The organism is Pseudomonas grimontii, from assembly GCF_007858185.1.
Lineage (GTDB): Bacteria > Pseudomonadota > Gammaproteobacteria > Pseudomonadales > Pseudomonadaceae > Aquipseudomonas > Aquipseudomonas grimontii.
This window is the reverse complement of the sequence record NZ_VFES01000007.1, coordinates 235,510-252,697: the sequence shown is the minus strand read 5'-3', so window position 1 is coordinate 252,697 and position 17,188 is coordinate 235,510. Positions and strand designations below refer to the sequence as shown.

Annotated in this window: 16 protein-coding genes and 1 pseudogene; 9 read left to right on the top strand and 8 right to left on the bottom strand. The window is 59.6% G+C overall.

Annotated elements, in window-relative coordinates:
- The first annotated feature begins 12 nt into the window (after window positions 1–12).
- The 4 genes from FIV39_RS13825 to FIV39_RS13810 all read left to right on the top strand — a co-directional run bounded on the left by FIV39_RS13825 (window position 13) and on the right by FIV39_RS13810 (window position 3,644).
- Window positions 13–762: a hypothetical protein gene (locus FIV39_RS13825; protein WP_090405239.1), complete on the top strand. Its 750-nt coding sequence runs from the start codon at window positions 13–15 to the stop codon at window positions 760–762.
- A 61-nt stretch (window positions 763–823) separates the two neighbouring features.
- Window positions 824–1,504: a C39 family peptidase gene (locus FIV39_RS13820; RefSeq protein ID WP_090405242.1), complete on the top strand. Its 681-nt coding sequence runs from the start codon at window positions 824–826 to the stop codon at window positions 1,502–1,504.
- A gap of 39 nt (window positions 1,505–1,543) precedes the next feature.
- On the top strand, window positions 1,544–2,287 hold the full coding sequence (locus FIV39_RS13815; RefSeq protein WP_090405245.1) for a hypothetical protein: 744 nt from the start codon (window positions 1,544–1,546) through the stop codon (window positions 2,285–2,287).
- 49 nt (window positions 2,288–2,336) lie between these two features.
- On the top strand, window positions 2,337–3,644 hold the full coding sequence (locus FIV39_RS13810) for a hypothetical protein (RefSeq protein WP_090405247.1): 1,308 nt from the start codon (window positions 2,337–2,339) through the stop codon (window positions 3,642–3,644).
- A 76-nt stretch (window positions 3,645–3,720) separates the two neighbouring features.
- Here the strand turns inward: FIV39_RS13810 and FIV39_RS13805 are convergent, their stop codons facing one another.
- Window positions 3,721–5,046, bottom strand: a complete 1,326-nt coding sequence (locus FIV39_RS13805; RefSeq protein WP_090405250.1) for a sigma-54 dependent transcriptional regulator — start codon at window positions 5,044–5,046, stop codon at window positions 3,721–3,723.
- 343 nt (window positions 5,047–5,389) lie between these two features.
- Between FIV39_RS13805 and FIV39_RS13800 the strand changes: the two genes are divergently transcribed.
- Window positions 5,390–5,650: a hypothetical protein gene (locus tag FIV39_RS13800; protein ID WP_027606452.1), complete on the top strand. Its 261-nt coding sequence runs from the start codon at window positions 5,390–5,392 to the stop codon at window positions 5,648–5,650.
- Window positions 5,651–5,716: 66 nt separating this feature from the next.
- Here FIV39_RS13800 and FIV39_RS13795 read toward each other — a convergent pair whose 3' ends face one another.
- The 3 genes from FIV39_RS13795 to gnd are packed head-to-tail and all read right to left on the bottom strand — an operon-like array spanning window position 5,717 to window position 9,086.
- On the bottom strand, window positions 5,717–6,541 hold the full coding sequence (locus FIV39_RS13795; protein WP_090405253.1) for an HAD family hydrolase: 825 nt from the start codon (window positions 6,539–6,541) through the stop codon (window positions 5,717–5,719).
- Window positions 6,538–8,061: a glucose-6-phosphate dehydrogenase gene (gene zwf, locus FIV39_RS13790; protein ID WP_090405256.1), complete on the bottom strand. Its 1,524-nt coding sequence runs from the start codon at window positions 8,059–8,061 to the stop codon at window positions 6,538–6,540. The genes FIV39_RS13795 and zwf overlap by 4 nt, the downstream gene beginning before the upstream one ends.
- Window positions 8,058–9,086, bottom strand: coding sequence for a phosphogluconate dehydrogenase (NAD(+)-dependent, decarboxylating) (gene gnd / locus FIV39_RS13785; RefSeq protein WP_259193901.1), 1,029 nt, complete (start codon window positions 9,084–9,086; stop codon window positions 8,058–8,060). The genes zwf and gnd overlap by 4 nt, the downstream gene beginning before the upstream one ends.
- 244 nt (window positions 9,087–9,330) lie before the next feature.
- Between gnd and FIV39_RS13780 the strand changes: the two genes are divergently transcribed.
- From FIV39_RS13780 to FIV39_RS13765, 4 genes and pseudogenes are all read left to right on the top strand, one after another.
- Window positions 9,331–9,495 carry a DUF6026 family protein gene (locus FIV39_RS13780; RefSeq protein WP_222435747.1) on the top strand — a complete coding sequence of 55 codons (165 nt, stop codon included), beginning with the start codon at window positions 9,331–9,333 and terminating at the stop codon, window positions 9,493–9,495.
- 160 nt (window positions 9,496–9,655) lie between these two features.
- Window positions 9,656–11,404 carry a phosphoethanolamine transferase CptA gene (locus FIV39_RS13775; protein ID WP_090405262.1) on the top strand — a complete coding sequence of 583 codons (1,749 nt, stop codon included), beginning with the start codon at window positions 9,656–9,658 and terminating at the stop codon, window positions 11,402–11,404.
- Window positions 11,405–11,527: 123 nt separating this feature from the next.
- Window positions 11,528–13,753, top strand: a pseudogene (locus tag FIV39_RS13770) (TonB-dependent siderophore receptor).
- A 144-nt stretch (window positions 13,754–13,897) separates the two neighbouring features.
- Window positions 13,898–14,107 carry a hypothetical protein gene (locus tag FIV39_RS13765; protein ID WP_090405263.1) on the top strand — a complete coding sequence of 70 codons (210 nt, stop codon included), beginning with the start codon at window positions 13,898–13,900 and terminating at the stop codon, window positions 14,105–14,107.
- A 102-nt stretch (window positions 14,108–14,209) separates the two neighbouring features.
- Here the strand turns inward: FIV39_RS13765 and FIV39_RS13760 are convergent, their stop codons facing one another.
- The 4 genes from FIV39_RS13760 to FIV39_RS13745 form a co-directional block, all read right to left on the bottom strand.
- On the bottom strand, window positions 14,210–14,701 hold the full coding sequence (locus FIV39_RS13760; RefSeq protein ID WP_090405265.1) for a GNAT family N-acetyltransferase: 492 nt from the start codon (window positions 14,699–14,701) through the stop codon (window positions 14,210–14,212).
- Window positions 14,702–14,876: 175 nt separating this feature from the next.
- The gene (gene zapE, locus FIV39_RS13755) at window positions 14,877–15,980 is read right to left on the bottom strand and encodes a cell division protein ZapE (RefSeq protein WP_090405268.1); all 1,104 of its coding nucleotides are present in this window, start codon (window positions 15,978–15,980) and stop codon (window positions 14,877–14,879) included.
- 15 nt (window positions 15,981–15,995) lie between these two features.
- Window positions 15,996–16,331, bottom strand: coding sequence for a nuclear transport factor 2 family protein (locus tag FIV39_RS13750; protein ID WP_090405270.1), 336 nt, complete (start codon window positions 16,329–16,331; stop codon window positions 15,996–15,998).
- A 51-nt stretch (window positions 16,332–16,382) separates the two neighbouring features.
- Window positions 16,383–17,099, bottom strand: a complete 717-nt coding sequence (locus FIV39_RS13745; RefSeq protein WP_090410027.1) for a helix-turn-helix transcriptional regulator — start codon at window positions 17,097–17,099, stop codon at window positions 16,383–16,385.
- Window positions 17,100–17,188: the final 89 nt, after the last annotated feature.

Sequence of the window (17,188 nt, the reverse complement as noted above, 5' to 3'; positions counted from 1 at the left end):
AGGAGAAACACCATGAAACCTCAAATGGCTCTGAAACCACTGGTTTTCGCTCTGGCTGCACTCATGGCTGCTGCTGCTCAAGCAAATGGTGGTGGCTGGCACCCTGCGCCTCAACCCACCGGCGTGGTTGCCTCGGTCGTGACCGATGTACAAAACAGCGCCGGCAACAAGTTCGACGACACCAAAACCGAAAACAATGCCTCTGCCGATAATTCGGTAAACGGCAACAGCGGTAACACCGGTGTTAACGTTCAGTCGGGCAGCGGTAACCAGGCAGACAACTCCGGCGCCATCTCCAGTGCCAAAGGTGACTTTGCAACCGTCTTCGCGGTCGTCGATGTCAATCAAAACAGCGCGATGAACAACTTCGTCAACAAAGGCACCCAGAACAACGCTTCTGCGGATAACGCCCTTAACGGTAACTCCGGCAACCTGGGCTACAACGGCCAGGCCGGTCAAGGCAACCAAGGTAAAAACAACCTGGCAATCACCACCGCTGATGGCAAAAACATCGCTGCGGCCGCCAACACCGAGCAAAACTCGCTCGCCAACAGCTACCTGAACACTGCCGCTACCAGCTACGGCTATGGCCATGGCAGCAAAGCCCAATACGTGTCCAACAACTCCAGCCTCGACAACTCGGTTAACCGCAACTCCGGCAACGTGGGTGTGAACCTGCAATCCGGCTCGGGCAACCAAGGCAGCAACAGCCTGTCGATCGGTCAAGGTTGCACCGTCTGCGCCAGCGGCGTGCGCTTCTGATCCAACGGGGCCTTGGCAACAAGGCCCTTTTTTATTCCAGTGTCCAGCAGGTCACACGATCATGCGCCTCGCGACCCTCACCCTCCTGATGCTGCTCACCGGCCCCACATGGGCAGGCACCATGGCGATCTCCGCCATGCCTGGCGGTGCAGTGATCTACAAGAAGGTCGAGAGTATTCGTGAACGCCGGTTCGCCAACCTGGTGGAACAGAAAACCGATTTCAGCTGCGGTGCTGCGGCACTCGCCACCATTCTGCGCCAGGGTTATTGGCTGGACGTAGACGAAGCTCACGTCATCAAAGGCATGCTGGTCAATGCAGACCAGGACCTGGTACGTACCCAGGGGTTTTCCATGCTGGACATGAAGCGCTACCTCGAAAGCATCGGCATGCGTGCCCGGGGCTACAAGATCGGACCAGAAACCCTGGTGACCGTGAAGATCCCTGTGGTGGTGCTGCTGGAAATTCGTGGCTACAAGCACTTCGTGGTGATGCAGCGCGCCGACAAGGACTGGGTCTATATCGGCGACCCGGTACTGGGCCACAAGCGCTATTCGCGTGACGACTTCCTCAAGGGCTGGAATGGCATCGTCTTCGCCGTACTGGGTGAAGGTTACGACAAGGCCAATGCCTTGCTCGACCCGCCCACGCCGCTGACCGCCAAGAACAAGTTGAATGAGTTCAGGCCCGTAGGCGATGCCGAGCTGATGGATTTCGGTTTTATCCAGAGCGACTTCTTCTAAGAAGCGCAATAAGGGGGCAGGACGCTCCAGGAGCAGAAGATGAACACTTCCCGTTGGCTGACGGTCATGTGTCTCGCAGCCTCAATGCCCGCTTATGCTTCGTCGGGGTTCAAACCCATCGAACTCAAGGATTCGGAAATGGCCGACCTGCGCGGCCGTTACGTGATGCCGGGGCGAATTATCAGCTTCGGCATTGTCATGAGCAGCACCTGGACCAATGCCGTGGGTGACAGCATCACCGGCAAGGCCAGCATGCAGATCGACTCGTCGACCATTACCCCGCAGTTCTACGTACAAACCACTGGCTCGACCGGCAACGGCACGAACCCGAACACCGGCACCGGTACGGTAACCGGCGGCGCCGGCCTGGGCAGCGGCCAGGGGGTGACACAAAGCGTGCGCACCGCCGGCGACGGCAACACTGCCTACAACAATGTGGGCATCACCGTCGAGAACGGCTTTGCGCCCTCCAACATCGTGCAATCGGGGCAAGCGCTGGTCGCCGGCGGTACGGTGACCGGTGACAGCGCAGCAGGCCGCGTGAGCGTGTCGGCCAACAACGGCGGCTTGCAGATGGCGATCCAGGCCAACCACAACCAAGGCAACAGCCTGCAGCAGATCGGTGGGGGGAATGTGCTGCAAGGCACGGTTCTGACCGGCAACACTAACTTCGTCAATAACATGACCCAGCTCAACGTCGTGATGAACAATAACGGTTTGAATAACGGTGCGTTGAACTGCAATCTGGATCAACTCAAGGCCCTACGCACTCTTGGTTATTGAACTACGCTGACCGTCGACACTTACGCATTAGAAAAGGACGGCTTATTTCATGCATCGATCGTTATCGCTCCGTGCTGTGATTTGTTTAAGTACGCTCTTGCCCGCATCCGTTCTGTATGCAGCGCCAGATAGCGACATCGAAACCCTCAAACAGGAACTCCTGGAACTCAAGCAGCGGTACGAAGTGCAGCAAAAAGCGCTGGCCGTGTTGGAGCAGCGCGTGCGTCAGGTCGAAGATCAACCGGCCACCCCGGCCCCCAAACGTCTGGCCAAGTCCCCGGCAGACTTTCAAAAAGCCAACGGCACCACCGTCGCGGGCACGGGTGCGGCGGCAGCATCCGGTGGCGCAGGAGGGGGTGGCGGCAGTTCCTACGGCCAGTCCCTCAAGGACGACTCTGCCCCGGCGCAAAGCGTTAGTAACCTCTATAACGAAGCCAGCGGCTTTTTCGGCAACGGCAAGTTCAGCTTCGAAACCGGCGTGACCTATGCCCGCTACGACGCCCGTCAGTTGACCCTCAACGGGTTCCTGGCGCTGGACTCGATTTTCCTCGGCAATATCAACCTGGACCGGATCAAGTCCGATAACTGGACCCTGGACCTGACCGGGCGCTACAACCTCGATAACCGTTGGCAGTTCGACGTGAACGTGCCGGTGGTGTACCGCGAGTCGACTTACCAGTCTGCCGGTGCCGGCAACAACGGCACCGCGACGTCGGAACAGTCGGTCACCCGCGACCCGACCATTGGCGACGTCAACTTCGGCGTGGCCTACAAGTTCCTCGACGAAACCCCTACCCTGCCGGATGCGGTGGTGTCGGTGCGGGTCAAGGCGCCTACGGGTAAAGAGCCGTTTGGTATCAAGCTGATCAATACACCCGGCAACGACAACCTGTACGTGCCGGAAAGCCTGCCAACGGGCAATGGCGTGTGGTCGGTCACACCGGGCATTTCCCTGGTCAAGACCTTCGACCCAGCCGTGTTGTTTGGCTCGCTGTCCTACACCCATAACTTCGAAGAATCGTTTGACGACATCAGCAGTGACGTCAACCAGAAGGTCGGCGGCAAGGTCAGCCTGGGCGACAGCTTCCAGTTCGGCGTCGGCGTGGCCTTCGCTCTCAACGAGAAGATGAGTATGTCGTTCTCGGTGTCCGACCTGGTACAGCGCAAGAGCAGGCTCAAACCCAACGGTGGCGACTGGCAATCGGTGGTCTCCAGCGATGCCAACGCCGGTTATTTCAACGTGGGCATGACCATTGCCGCGTCGGATAACCTGACGATCGTGCCGAACCTGGCAATCGGCATGACGGATGATGCGCCGGACTTTACGTTCAGCCTGAAATTCCCGTATTACTTCTGATTGACTTGACGCCACATCCACAAGGAAAAGCCCCGCAACGATAAGGGTCGTTGCGGGGCTTTTCGGTTTACCCGCCCTAGCGGATCTGGTGTTTGTGCAGCAACCGGTAGAACGTCGGCCGGGAAATCCCCAGCACACGCGCCGCGACACTCAGGTTGTCGCTGTGCCGGTTGAGCACATCGCACAGTGCCTGTCGCTCAGCACGGTGCTTGTAGTCTTCCAGTGTAGCCATGGGTGGCGAAATTGCCTGCTCGCCCACCAAGCCCAGGTCGGCGGCTTCGATCTGGCGCCCCTCGGCAAGCACCAGGCCGCGGCGCACGCGGTTGGCCAGTTCACGCACATTGCCCGGCCAGGGGTGTTGCCCCATGGCCACCAAGGCGTCATCGCTGAAGCTGCGGGGGCGGCGACCGGTTTCCTGGCTGTAGAAGCGTGAAAAGTGATTGGCCAGCATCGCCACATCACCATGGCGCTCGCGCAAGGGCGCAGTGACCACCTGCAGCACATTGAGCCGGTAATACAAGTCTTCACGAAAAGCGCCCTTGGCGACGGCAGCTTCAAGGTCGACGTGAGTGGCCGCCAACACCCGCACGTCCACCGGAATCGGCTGGCTGCCGCCAACCCGCTCGACCTGCTTTTCCTGGAGAAATCGCAGCAGGTTGGCTTGCAGTTCCATGGGTAAATCGCCGATTTCATCAAGGAACAGGGTGCCGCCATGGGCCGCTTCGATGCGCCCGATCTTGCGCTGGTGGGCGCCGGTAAACGCGCCCTTCTCATGGCCGAACAGTTCGGATTGGATCAGGTGTTCGGGAATCGCTCCGCAGTTGATCGCGACAAACGGCTTGGCATGGCGCTGGGATTGGCGGTGCAGGGTCTTGGCCACCAGCTCCTTACCCGTGCCGCTGTCGCCACGGATCAACACCGGGGACTCGGTGGGCGCCAGCTTGGACAACAATTTGCGCAATTCGCGAATCGGTCGGCTGTCGCCGAGCAACTCATGCTCGGGCTCATCGACCGGGGTGTGCCCCTTGCCGCGCAGGCGCGCCATACCGAACGCGCGGCCCAGAGTGACCTGGACCCGAGACACGTCGAAAGGCAAGGTATGAAAGTCGAAAAACCACTCGCAGACAAAATCACCGACATTTTGCAAACGCAGTACATCCTGGCTGAGCACGGCAATCCATTCGGTGCCGCTGCGGCCAATCAGCTCCTTGACCGCTTCCGGACGCTCCAGATGGTAGGGCTGTAGCCGCAGCAAACCGACGTCACAGGATCGGTCACCTACCGCCTCCAAGGCACAGCTGTCTACCTCCCAGCCCGCCGTGCGCAAACCGGGCAATAAGCCATGGCAGTCGTCACAGGGGTCTACCACGAGTAAGCGGCGCTGCACGGGTGTAACAACCATGACTATTCCTTGGCGTCAAAATTGTTAAAGTTATTTAGAAACAATGTGTTGTGACGACCAGGGCTAACACTAGCAAGATCTTGACGCGGGCCTTGTACCATTTCGCTATAAGTGCGGGCAAAAAGCCACCAAGCAATGTATGGAGCGAAAAAGTTGCGCAGCGCCAACACGCTCATTCAGCTTTCAAAACAGTCGCTTACATGACGTCAATCAGGAAAAGTTGAAATTTGTTGCTCTAACATGTGACCCGTACCCCGTCATCGCGCATCAGTACAAGTAACCCGCCGCACGGTCAGCCCAACCGCCGGTACTCACTTGAATGGGCATTTAGAGAGAGACCCACATGAACGCCCCGCTCCGCATCAACGAAGCTCTTTTGATCGCAGACCGTGCTTTCCAGCCCTTTCAGTGCGTAGCCTGGCACGATGGCAATGGCGCCCTGAGCCTGAGCGTCATCGACCGCACCAACAACCGTATCGGCAGCAAACAACTGTCGTCGAACACCTATAGCGACCCGGCGCAATTGGAAGACTTGCTGTTGCAGGCCCGCGCCGAACTCGACAAAGATGGCTACCAGTTGCAGTCCTGGGCCATGCCTAAGTAAGTCGCGACACTAACTTCCGATCACTGCCAAACAGTGATCGGAAGTTGCGCAAGCAACTTAGGACGCTTATCGCGCTGCGAGAATAAACCGCTCAATTGCTTCGGCAGCGCCGTCCTCGACATTGCTGCCGGTAACGACACTGGCCTGGCGCTTGACGGCTTCTTCCGCCTGCCCCATGGCAATCGACAACCCCGCCACCTGAAACATCGCCGGATCATTCCCTCCATCACCAATGGCCGCCGCCTGTTCCAGCGGCACCCCAAGGTGCGCCGCCAGGGTCTTCAACGCCTCGCCCTTGTTGGCCAACATGGCCGTCACATCCAGATAAATCGGCTGCGAACGCGACACCTGGGCCAAGCCCTGTACCGTGGGCTGCAATTGCGCTTCCAACGCCACCAGCAATTGGGTGTTGTTGCTCGCAGCGACGATCTTGTCGACACGATCCAGGTAGGGCTCGAAACTCTCCACCACCACCGGCCCATACCCAAGGCCATGGGTTTCGCGCGGTTCCACCGGCCCTGGCGGGCCGCGGCGCAGCCAGTCACCGTCGGCAAACACCCACACTTCCACATCCGGCTCAGCCGAGAACAGCGCCAAGGTCACCAGCGCCGCCTCTGCCGGCAGGTGGTGGGCAACCAGGATGCTGCCATCCGGGTTGATCAAGGTGCCGCCGTTGAAGCCCGCCACCGGCACATCGATCCCGAATGTCTCGATCAGATGCAGCATGGCCTTGGGCGGTCGCCCGCTGGCCAGACTGAAAAACACCCCGGCCTCACGCAGGGCGATCACCGCATCGGCGGTGCGTTGGCTGAGACTGTGATCCGGATGCAGCAACGTGCCATCCACGTCGCTGAGGATAAAACGGATGGGATGAATCGCTGCATCACTCATCCGAGCGAGTGCCAGGTGCGGCCATCACGCGCCAGCAACACATCAGCCGCCGCCGGCCCGTCTTCACCGGCCTTATAGGTCTGGATCCCGTCGTCTTCCTTCCACGCATCGAGGAACGGTTGCACCGCACGCCAGCCGTTCTCGATGTTGTCGGCGCGCTGGAACAAGGTCTGGTCGCCGGTCATGCAGTCGTAGATCAGGGTTTCGTACCCGGTCGACGGCTGCGTCTCGAAGAAGTCCTTGTAGGCAAAGCCTAACTGGATGTTCGCCATATCGAGGGTCGGCCCGGGCTTTTTCGCCAGCAGGTCGAACCACATGCCTTCATTGGGCTGGATCTGGATCTTCAGGTAAGTGGGCTTGAGCTCATCGACCTCGGTGTCACGGAACTGCGCATAGGGCGCCGGCTTGAAGCAGATTACGATCTCGGTGTCGCGCACGCTCATGCGCTTGCCGGTGCGCAGGTAGAACGGCACGCCGACCCAGCGCCAGTTGTCGATCATCACCTTGAGGGCGACGAAAGTCTCGGTACTGCTGTCGGCAGCGACGTTGGCTTCTTCACGGTAGCCGGGCAGTTGCTTGCCGGCGATTTCGCCGGCGGTGTATTGCCCGCGCACCGAGTTCGCTCGCGCGTCTTCCAGGGACCACGGGCGTACCGCGCCGATCACCTTGGCCTTTTCACCGCGCACCGCATCGGCACCAAAGGCGGCCGGGGGTTCCATGGCCACCATCGCCAGCAACTGGAACAGGTGGTTAGGCACCATGTCGCGCAGGGTGCCGGTTTTTTCGAAGAAATTGCCCCGTGTCTCCACGCCGACGGTTTCGGCGGCGGTGATTTGCACGTGGTCGATGTAATGGTTGTTCCAGAACGCTTCGAACAGCACATTGGAGAAACGGCTGATGAGGATGTTCTGCACCGTTTCCTTACCCAGGTAATGGTCGATGCGATAGATCTGCTTCTCGCTCATCACCTTGAGCAGGCTGGCGTTCAACGCTTCGGCGGTGGCGAGGTCGGAGCCGAAGGGCTTTTCGATCACCACGCGACGGAAACTGTCATCCGTTTCCGTCAGCAGGCCGGCACTGCCCAGGCGCTGCACCACGTCACTGAAGAAGCGCGGTGCGGTGGCCAGGTAGAACACCGCGTTGCCGGTGCCGCTGTCAGCGATCTTCTTGCCGATGTCGGCGTAAGTGCTGTCGTCGAGGAAGTCGCCCTCGACGTAGCTGATGCCTTTGGCCAGTTGCGCCCACAATGCCGGATCGAGGGCGTTATCCGCATTGCCCTTGACCTTGCTCGCGGCCTCGGTGCGGATAAAGTCCTCGAGCTTCTTGGCGAAGTCGGCATCGCTGATGGCGTTGTGATCAACGCCAACAATGCGCAAGCCATCGCCCAGCAAGCCATCACGACTGAGGTTGTACAGCGCCGGCATGAGCAGACGCTTGACCAGGTCGCCATGGGCGCCAAACAGAAACAGGGTGGTGGGTGGAGCAGGTTCGGCCTTGAGTTTTTTGCCGTTGGCGGTCATTTTTTGGCAGTCTCCACGTGGCCGCCAAAGCCAAAGCGCATGGCAGACAGCATCTTGTCACCGTAGGTGCTCTGCTGGCGCGAGCGGAACCGCGCAAACAACGAAGTGGACAGTACCGGCACCGGCACGGCTTGTTCCATGGCGGCTTCGATGGTCCAGCGGCCTTCGCCACTGTCGGCCACGGAGCCGGAGTAACCGTCCAGCTTAGGGTCGGTGGCCAGGGCGTCGGCGGTCAGGTCGAGCAGCCAGGACGAGACCACGCTGCCACGGCGCCAGACTTCGGCGATATCGGCAACGTTGAGGTCGAAGCGCTGGTCTTCGGGCAGGTTTTCCGAGTTCTTGGTCTTGAGGATGTCAAAACCTTCGGCAAACGCCTGCATCATCCCGTACTCGATGCCGTTGTGGATCATCTTGACGAAATGCCCGGAGCCCGCCGGGCCAGCGTGGATGTAGCCCTGCTCGGCACGCTTGTCCGCCGAAGCGGAACGGTCCTTGGTGCGCGGGATGTTACCCAGGCCCGGTGCCAGGCTGGCGAAGATCGGGTCGAGGCGCTGCACGGTCTCGGTGTCGCCGCCGATCATCATGCAGTAGCCACGTTCCAGGCCCCAGACGCCGCCGGAGGTACCGACGTCGACATAATGCAGGCCCTTTTGCGCCAGGGCCTTGCCGCGACGCACGTCATCCTTATAGTTGGTGTTGCCGCCGTCGATGATCACGTCACCGTCTTCCAGCAGCTCACTGAGTTCATTGATGGTGTTTTCGGTGGGATCGCCTGCCGGCAACATCACCCAGACAGCCCGCGGTTTCTGCAGCCCGGCCACCAGGGCCTTCAGGTCGGCAACCCCGGTGGCGCCCTCTTCGCTCAAACCTTTGACAAATGCTTCGTTACGGTCGTAAACAACGGTGGCATGCCCATTGAGCATCAGGCGCCGCGCAATATTCCCGCCCATGCGGCCTAGTCCGATAATCCCCAGTTGCATGTGCTGATGCTCCCAACTACTAAATAAATGTGTGACATAGTTTATAGCGCAATGAGGCTAATGAGGGTTAGTCAGAGGCCGATCCAGGTAGTTTCATGACAAAAAATTTGCCATCATTTCACCATCACCGCATCGAAAGTCACACGACCGCCAAAAATAAAAAAGTTCCCTTGCCGTGAAAAAGAATTCAGAATTGCTCTGACTGTTGCCGAGAACCTCGACTCAAGCGTTCTGGCACACCGCGACATACCGGCTATTTGCGAGGTAAGCAATGAGCACAGCACAGATGATGACCCGTCCTCCACAGACCCTCTACGTCACGCTCCGTCGTGATGAGTTGCGCCAGTTGAAAGACGAACGCGATCAGTTGCAGCAGGAGGTCATGCGCCTGCGTGCTCATATCGTTCAAGCCCAACTGGACCAGCCTTCCGGCGCACAGCCTGCGCTCTGCTGAGCCTGTCATCGGTTTGTAAGACAACGGCTACAAAAAACTCACAAAGTTTTCACACGCCCTTCCCGATACTCCCGCCCCCAAGGGCCATCCCATGCAAAGGTGGCCCATGTTGCGTGCAGCACTGCGCGTCGACTGACAAATTACCGGGTTGGAGCGCTGGATGGCGATGTTCGAACGCAGCACTAAGTCTGCGAAAGGCTTTGATTGGGCCGGTCTTGGCTGGCTATTCGTGTTTTTCTGGTACTTCTCCGGCATTACCCAACTGCTGATCCAACTCAGCGGCACTTCCGGCTTCAGTGGTTTTCGCCAAGCCTTCTTCATGAGCGCGATATGGCTCGCGCCGCTGCTGGTATTCCCCCGTCGTACGCGCTTGCTCGCCGCCCTGATCGGCGTGGTGCTGTGGGCGTGTTCCATGGCCAGCCTGGGTTACTTCTTCATCTACCAGCAGGAATTTTCCCAAAGCGTCATCTTCATTATGTTCGAGTCGAACATCTCTGAAGCCGGCGAGTACGCCACCCAATACTTCGCCTGGTGGATCGTGCTGGCGTTCATTGCCCACACCGCCGTGGCTATTTTCCTGTGGACCCGGGTACGCCCGGTGTATTTGCCGCGCGGCCAGGCCTTGCTGGCGGCAACAACGATCCTGGTGGCCATCATCGGCTACCCGCTGGTCAAGCAGATCGCCCGCAGCGACACCCTGGACGACGCCATCGACCGCTTCGAATCGCGCATCGAACCGGCCGTGCCATGGCAGATGATCGTTGCCTACCGCCGCTACACCGAGCAGCTGGACAACATGCAAGGCATGCTCGACAGCGCCAATCAGATCCCACCCTTGACCAACCTCAAGGACACCATGGCCGGCCAGCCTTCGACCCTGGTGCTGGTGATCGGTGAGTCGACCAACCGTCAGCGCATGAGCCTCTATGGCTACCCGCGTAACACCACGCCGGAGCTGGACAAGCTGCGCGACCAACTGGCGGTGTTCGACAATGTCATCACCCCGCGCCCCTACACCATCGAAGCCCTGCAACAGGTACTGACGTTCGCCGACGAGGAGAACCCCGATCTCTACCTCAAGACACCATCGATTGTCAGCGTGATGAAACAGGCCGGGTACAAGACCTACTGGATCACCAACCAGCAGACCATGACCAAGCGCAACACCATGCTCACGACCTTTTCCGAACAGGCCGACGCGCAGGTGTACCTGAACAACAACCGCAACCAGAACGCGCGCCAATACGACGGCGATGTGCTGGAGCCGTTCTCCAAGGCCCTGGCCGATCCGGCCGAGCGCAAGTTCATCGTGGTGCACCTGCTCGGCACCCACATGAGCTACCAGTACCGCTACCCGCCGACCTTCGATAAATTCACCGATCGCCAGGGCGTGCCTGCCGGTATCAGCGACGATCAGCTGCCCCTCTACAACAGCTACGACAATGCGGTGCTGTACAACGATTTCGTGGTGTCGAGCCTGATCAAGGACTACGCCAAGACCGATCCCAACGGCTTCCTGCTGTACCTGTCGGACCACGGCGAAGACGTATTCGATTCCGCCGGCCACGCCACCCTGGGGCGCAACGAAGGCAAGCCGACGGCGCCGATGTACACCATTCCGTTCATGGCCTATGCCTCGCCGAAGTGGCGTGAAACCCACGACTGGAAATTTGCCGGCGACTTGCAACGCCCATACAGCAGCTCGCAATTGATCCACACCTGGGCCGACCTGGCGGGGCTGAGCTTCAATGAGCTGGACCGCAGCAAAAGCGTCGTGAGCGACAACTTCACGCCGCGCCCGCTGATGATCGGCAACCCCTACCTGCGCCCGCAAAAGGCCTTGATTGACTTCAGCTTGCTCAAGCCAAAAAAGGTTAATCCGGCCGATGTGGTCCTTCAGGAAAAATAAGGTTTGTAACAGAAAGATAACAATCATTCTCGTTTAAACCTAAAGTTCCCTCGCTCCTTTCGTCTTTGAGCCAAGGCCTTCCCGTTCCGGGGTGGCCGCAAAGACGACAAGGAGTCTTCCGCGATGCTCGCGCCTTTTACCCGCTCCATGACCCTCACACTCGGCCTGTGCAGCGCCGCGTTGAGCCCACACCTGCTGGCTGAAACCGACCCCGAACCCACTCCGTTCGAACTCGGCGCGACCAACATCTCCGCCGAAGGCCTGGGTGCCACCACCGAACACACCGGGGCGTACACCACGGGCTCGATGAGCACCGCCACCCGCCTGAACCTATCGGTCAAGGAAACCCCACAATCGATCTCGGTGATCACTCGCCAGCAGATGGATGATTTCAATCTCAATACCTTGACCGACGTGCTGCGCCAGACCACCGGGATCAACGTCCAGCATAACGATTCCGACCGTGTGTCCTATTCCTCCCGTGGCTACGGCATCACCAATTTCCAGATTGACGGGATGCTCAATACCTTCGGCTACATGAAGTCCGACGCCGATACCATCATCTATGACCACATCGAGGTGGTACGCGGCGCCACGGGCTTGACCACCGGCGCCGGCGATCCCTCGGCCACGATCAATATGGTGCGCAAGCGCCCGACGGCCCAATGGCAGGCGAAAACCGGCGTCAGTGCCGGCAGCCATGACAACTACTACAGCTACGTGGACGTGGGCGGCCCATTGGCATTCGACGGCAAGCTGCGCGGGCGCACGGTGCTGGCTTACCGTGACAGCCAATCGTTCCGCGACAACTACGGCCTGCAGCGGGCGGTCGGCTACGGCATTCTGGAAGGCGATCTTTCAGACGACACCGTGCTGGCTGTAGGTTTCGATTACCAGGACAAGCAGGTCCAAGGCACCTCCTGGGGCACCGTGCCGTACTGGAACAGCTAGGGCGGCAAGGCCGGGTTGTCGCGCTCCACCAATATGGCGGCGCACTGGAGTTCCTGGCCGCTGACGGACAAGACCACCTTCGCGACCCTCGACCATCGGCTCGGCGGCGACTGGCACGTGAAGGCCGCCTACACCCATCGCCAGAGCGACACGGATGGCAAGGTGTACTACGGCGGCGCGGGCTTCCCCAACGATGATCGCAGCGGCATGACTGCCTGGGCGAGCCATATGCGTGGCACCTCCAGGATGGAAGCGGTCGACCTCAACCTCGCCGGCAGCTATGCGTTGCTGGGCCGCGAACATGCACTGATGATGGGCTACGGCGAGGCCACGCAGCGGGACGTCTCCCCCGTGATGCGCAACAACATACCTGCCGGCTACTACACCATCGACGATTGGAAATACATGGGCGGGATCGCCAAGTTCGGCGACACCGTCACCGACCTCAAGGGCGAACACAGCAGCAAGCAACAAAAGGCCGGCTACCTGGCCACGCGACTGAGCCTCACCGACCGCTTGCACGCGGTGCTGGGCAGCCGCTATGGCAGTTGGGAGCTGAAAAGCGCGGCGCCTCAATACGATGCCAACGACCAGCTTACCGCCGCCGGCAAAACCAGCCAGACCCACAATGATATGTGGACGCCCTACGCCGGCCTGCTCTACGACCTGACGCCGGAGTACACCGTCTACGCGAGCTACACCGACATCTTCAAGCCACAAAGCCTCAAGGATGCCAGCAAGAAGTACCTTGAGCCCGTGGTGGGCAGCAACTATGAGGTCGGCCTCAAGGGGAGCGTGCTGGACGAGCGCTTGAACCTGGCGGCGGCGTATTTCTGGAGCACCCAGGACAACGTCGCAGAGCGGGACGACTCGGTAGCGCCGAACCCGACCACCGGCGAGGAGTACTACAAGTCCGGCGGCAAAGGTAACAAGGTCAACGGTTTCGAATTGGAAGCTGCCGGGGAAATCATGCCCGATTGGAACCTGACGGCCGGCTACACCTACACCCATTCGGTGAACGGTTCGGGTAAACGCAACAACACCGGGCAGCCGCTGAACCTGCTGAAGGTGTCCAGCGCCTTCCGGTTGCCGGGTGCGTGGCGCAACCTCACCGTCGGCGGCGCGGTGAACTGGCAGAGCGACATTTACGATTGGAGCGATCGACCCACAGGGGCCCGCGTCGGCAACACGCGAGTGACCGAACGGGCGAAGATCACGCAACAGGCGTATACCGTGGTCAACCTGATGTCCCGCTATCAATTCGACGAGCACGTCTCAGCGTCGCTTAACGTCAATAATCTATTTGATAAAAAGTATTACGAGCGCGTCGGCTTTTATAACGGCGTGTATTGGGGCGACCCACGCGCCATTACGCTGGCCGTGGACTGGAAGCTTTAAAGGCGTCTACCCGAAGTTAACAAAATCGTTAACTTCGGATGTTTCTCGCGTTAATTCCCACTTAATAAGATCGCACCAGAATCGCCCCCATGAATCTGATCAAGGACAGAGCAGATAACCGATCACACTTAATGAGAATACCCGATGAAACTCTCGACTTTGATGCTTGCCAGCCTGATGACCCTGAGCTCCGCCGCCGCGTTTGCAGAAGGTGGCGCGGAGCGCTCGAAGGAGTTCTACAACAACTTTACCTTCATGCAGCAGAAGCTTCACGGCACGGCTGAACAAACAGCGCTCGCCGACGGCAAGACACCGAAGACCAACACTACCGAACAGGAACAACCCAAGAGTTAATTTAATCTTTAGTTAATCCGCAATACCCTGGGCCATTCCGCTCCATTGGCAGAGGTTTATTGGGCGCCCTTTAATGGCGCCCTTTTTTTCGCCCGCTATTTATTAAAGCGGCTTGTTCCAGAACAACATGCGTCCATGGGCGGGATCAAACTTCGAATCATCAAAACCAAACTTGCGATACGCCGACTGGGCGACGGCATTGCCCTCAAGCACTTCCAGGGTGATCTTGCAGCAACCACGCTGACGGGCAATCTCCTCGACCTTCAGCAGCATTTTCTGGCTCAGCCCCAAGCCGCGAAACGCATGCATCACCACCACGTCGTGAACGTTGACCAAGGGTCGGCAGGCAAAGGTGGAAAACCCTTCAAAGCAATTCACCAGACCCGCCGGCTCACCGCCGACAAACGCCAGCACACTGAAGGCATGGGCGCGCTTGGCCAACTCGGCCGGCAGTTGCTCGAGCAGATCGGCGGACAGGCTATGGCCGCCGCCCATCGGGTCTTCAGCGTAATGGTTAAGCACGCGGCCAATGGCTTGGGCATGTACGGGATTGGTGTAGCTGGCTTGCAGCACCAGGATATCTGGGGTGTCCATTTCCGTCCTCGATCACGACTACAAGGGAACCTGTTCCCTTTGAGGGGCACGATTGTAAGCGTGTAGTCAGCACCAGATGAAGGAGATTAACTACAAATGTGCGCAAGAAAACGCGAAAGCTATGGCGCTGAAAAAAGCGCAAATTGTCAATTACGAGCTTTTTTTCGTACAGGCCTCAGCCGAAACGCTGCAGCTGCATTTCTTGCAACCGACTCAGGGTGCGACGGAAAGGAAACTCCAGGTAGCCGTCGGTATACAGGCGCTCCAGCGGCACCTGGGCCTCGATAAACAACGGCACCTTGCGGTCGTAGCACTCGTCCACCAGGGCGATGAACCGACGCACACTGTCGTCGTGCACCGACAGCTGCGGCAGTTCGCGATCACCGGCCACCACCCGCTCGGCCCCGTCCTCGGTGCCGCGGGCGATCCGGCCCGGACGCTTTTGCGCACTCAGGTTGGGCACCTCGCCCAGCAGGATCACCTTGAAACGATCGCACAGCAGCATGAAATCCATCGCCGCCAGAGGTTGTTCGCACAGGTCGGCATAACGGCACCAAAGCACGGTTTCACTGGCCTGCACGGAAACAATGGAGCGATGGCCAACGGTGACCGGGCCACGACTCACCGCTTGCCCTTCGGCCAATTGTGCGAACACGTTCGCCAGCGCCTCGGGCTGGTTCACCCAATAGCGCTGCAGGCCAATACCGGGATGCAAGCGATGGTCCTCACCACCGTCTACCGCCACCACTTGCATATGCTGCTCAATCGCCGCAATGCCCGGCAGGAAGCGCTCCCGATTGAAACCATCGGCATACAGCTGGGCCGGCGGTTGATTGGAGGTGCAGACCATCACCACACCTTCCTCGAACATGACCTGGAACAGCCGGCCGAGGATGATCGCGTCACCGATGTCATTGACAAACAATTCGTCGAAACACAGCACGCGTACGTCCCGGCTCAGCTCCCGGGCCAGCGCCTGCAACGGGTCATGGGTGCCGGTGAGCTGGAACAGACGCTGATGCACCCACCCCATGAAGTGATGAAAATGCTGACGCCGTGCGGGCACCCGCAGGCTTTGGTAGAACTGATCCATCAACCAGGTCTTGCCACGGCCCACCGGCCCCCACAGGTAAACACCCGTCACGGGCGAACGGCCTTGATGCAAGGCTGAATGACAGGCTTGCAGGGCATCCACCGCCCGGCGCTGGGCGTCGTCGGCAACGAAGCCCTGCTGGGCGATGGCGTGTTGGTAAGCAGCGAGGGGCGAGTCGAAAGTCATGCCCGCGATTATGACCTACAGGGAGATGTCCAACCGTGAAATCTTGCCCTGCGCGTTCAGGCGAAAGGTGTAGCGCAACTCCAGCGGGCTGCCGGGAAAGTTGCCGGAGACCACATTGCTGACCAGCACCTTGCCGGTTCGGTGCTGCACATTGAGCACTTCAACCCGCGGCTGGTAACGGCGCCCGGTGTCTTCCATCCAGCGTGCAATGGCGGCGGTGCCCACCTGGTGCTGGCCTTCATCGAACACATTGGCATCGTCAGCAAAACAATGGGCAATGACCGAGGTGTCGCGGGCATTGGTCGCCGCGATATAGGCGACGATGGCGGGGGCCAATTCAGGCTGGGACATGGCAAAGCTCCTTTTCAGGTGGTTGTAGCACCATGCTAAGCCAGGGGTGTGTCAGTTTTTGTCAGGAGTAAACCGCCCGGTTTCATTCTGTTCCATCAGGTTACGCCAGCCCCGCAACCAGTCACTGCGCCGCCCCGGATAACGTTCACCCTGGGCTTGCGCACTTGCCACACGGTCGGTGCGAAAGGTGCGGTAGGCACCGCGCAACTCACACCAGGCCACAATCACCCGCACCTCGTTCAGAAAACCCAGCGCCAGCGGCCAGATCAGGCGTTGACTCTGGGTCTGGCTGGCATCGGCGTAGTCGATATGCAGCTTGGACTGATTACGAATGGCCTCGCGGAACACATTGAGGGGCACGCGGTTTTCCGGGTAGCCGAACCCTGGCGGGCCGGGTAATAGCGTTGGGTTGCGTAAGGCTTCCTGCGCCGCAGGGTCGAGTACATCGGCAATCTTGGCCAGCGCGTTGGCAGCCGCCCGACTCAACACGTCATCCCCCCGCTGATCCACATAACGCAAGCCCAGCACCACGGCTTCGGTTTCCTCGGCGTTGAGCATCAACGGCGGTAAAAACAGCCCGCTGCGCAGCACATAGCCTACCCCGGCCTCGCCGAAAATCGGCGCGCCCAAGGCGGTCAACTCGGCAATGTCGCGGTACAGCGTGCGCTCGGACACCTCCAGCTGCGCCGCCAGCACGGCGGCGGTCACCGGGCGTTTCTTGCCCCGCAGGGCCTGCAACAACGTCAGTAAACGAGTGGTACGTGACACGTTGATCCCACCGAACAAGCAAAAGTGCCGCAGCTTAGCAGAGCCTCCTGTCAGAAAACGTCAGCAGCAAAAAAGCTCCCCGACCGAAG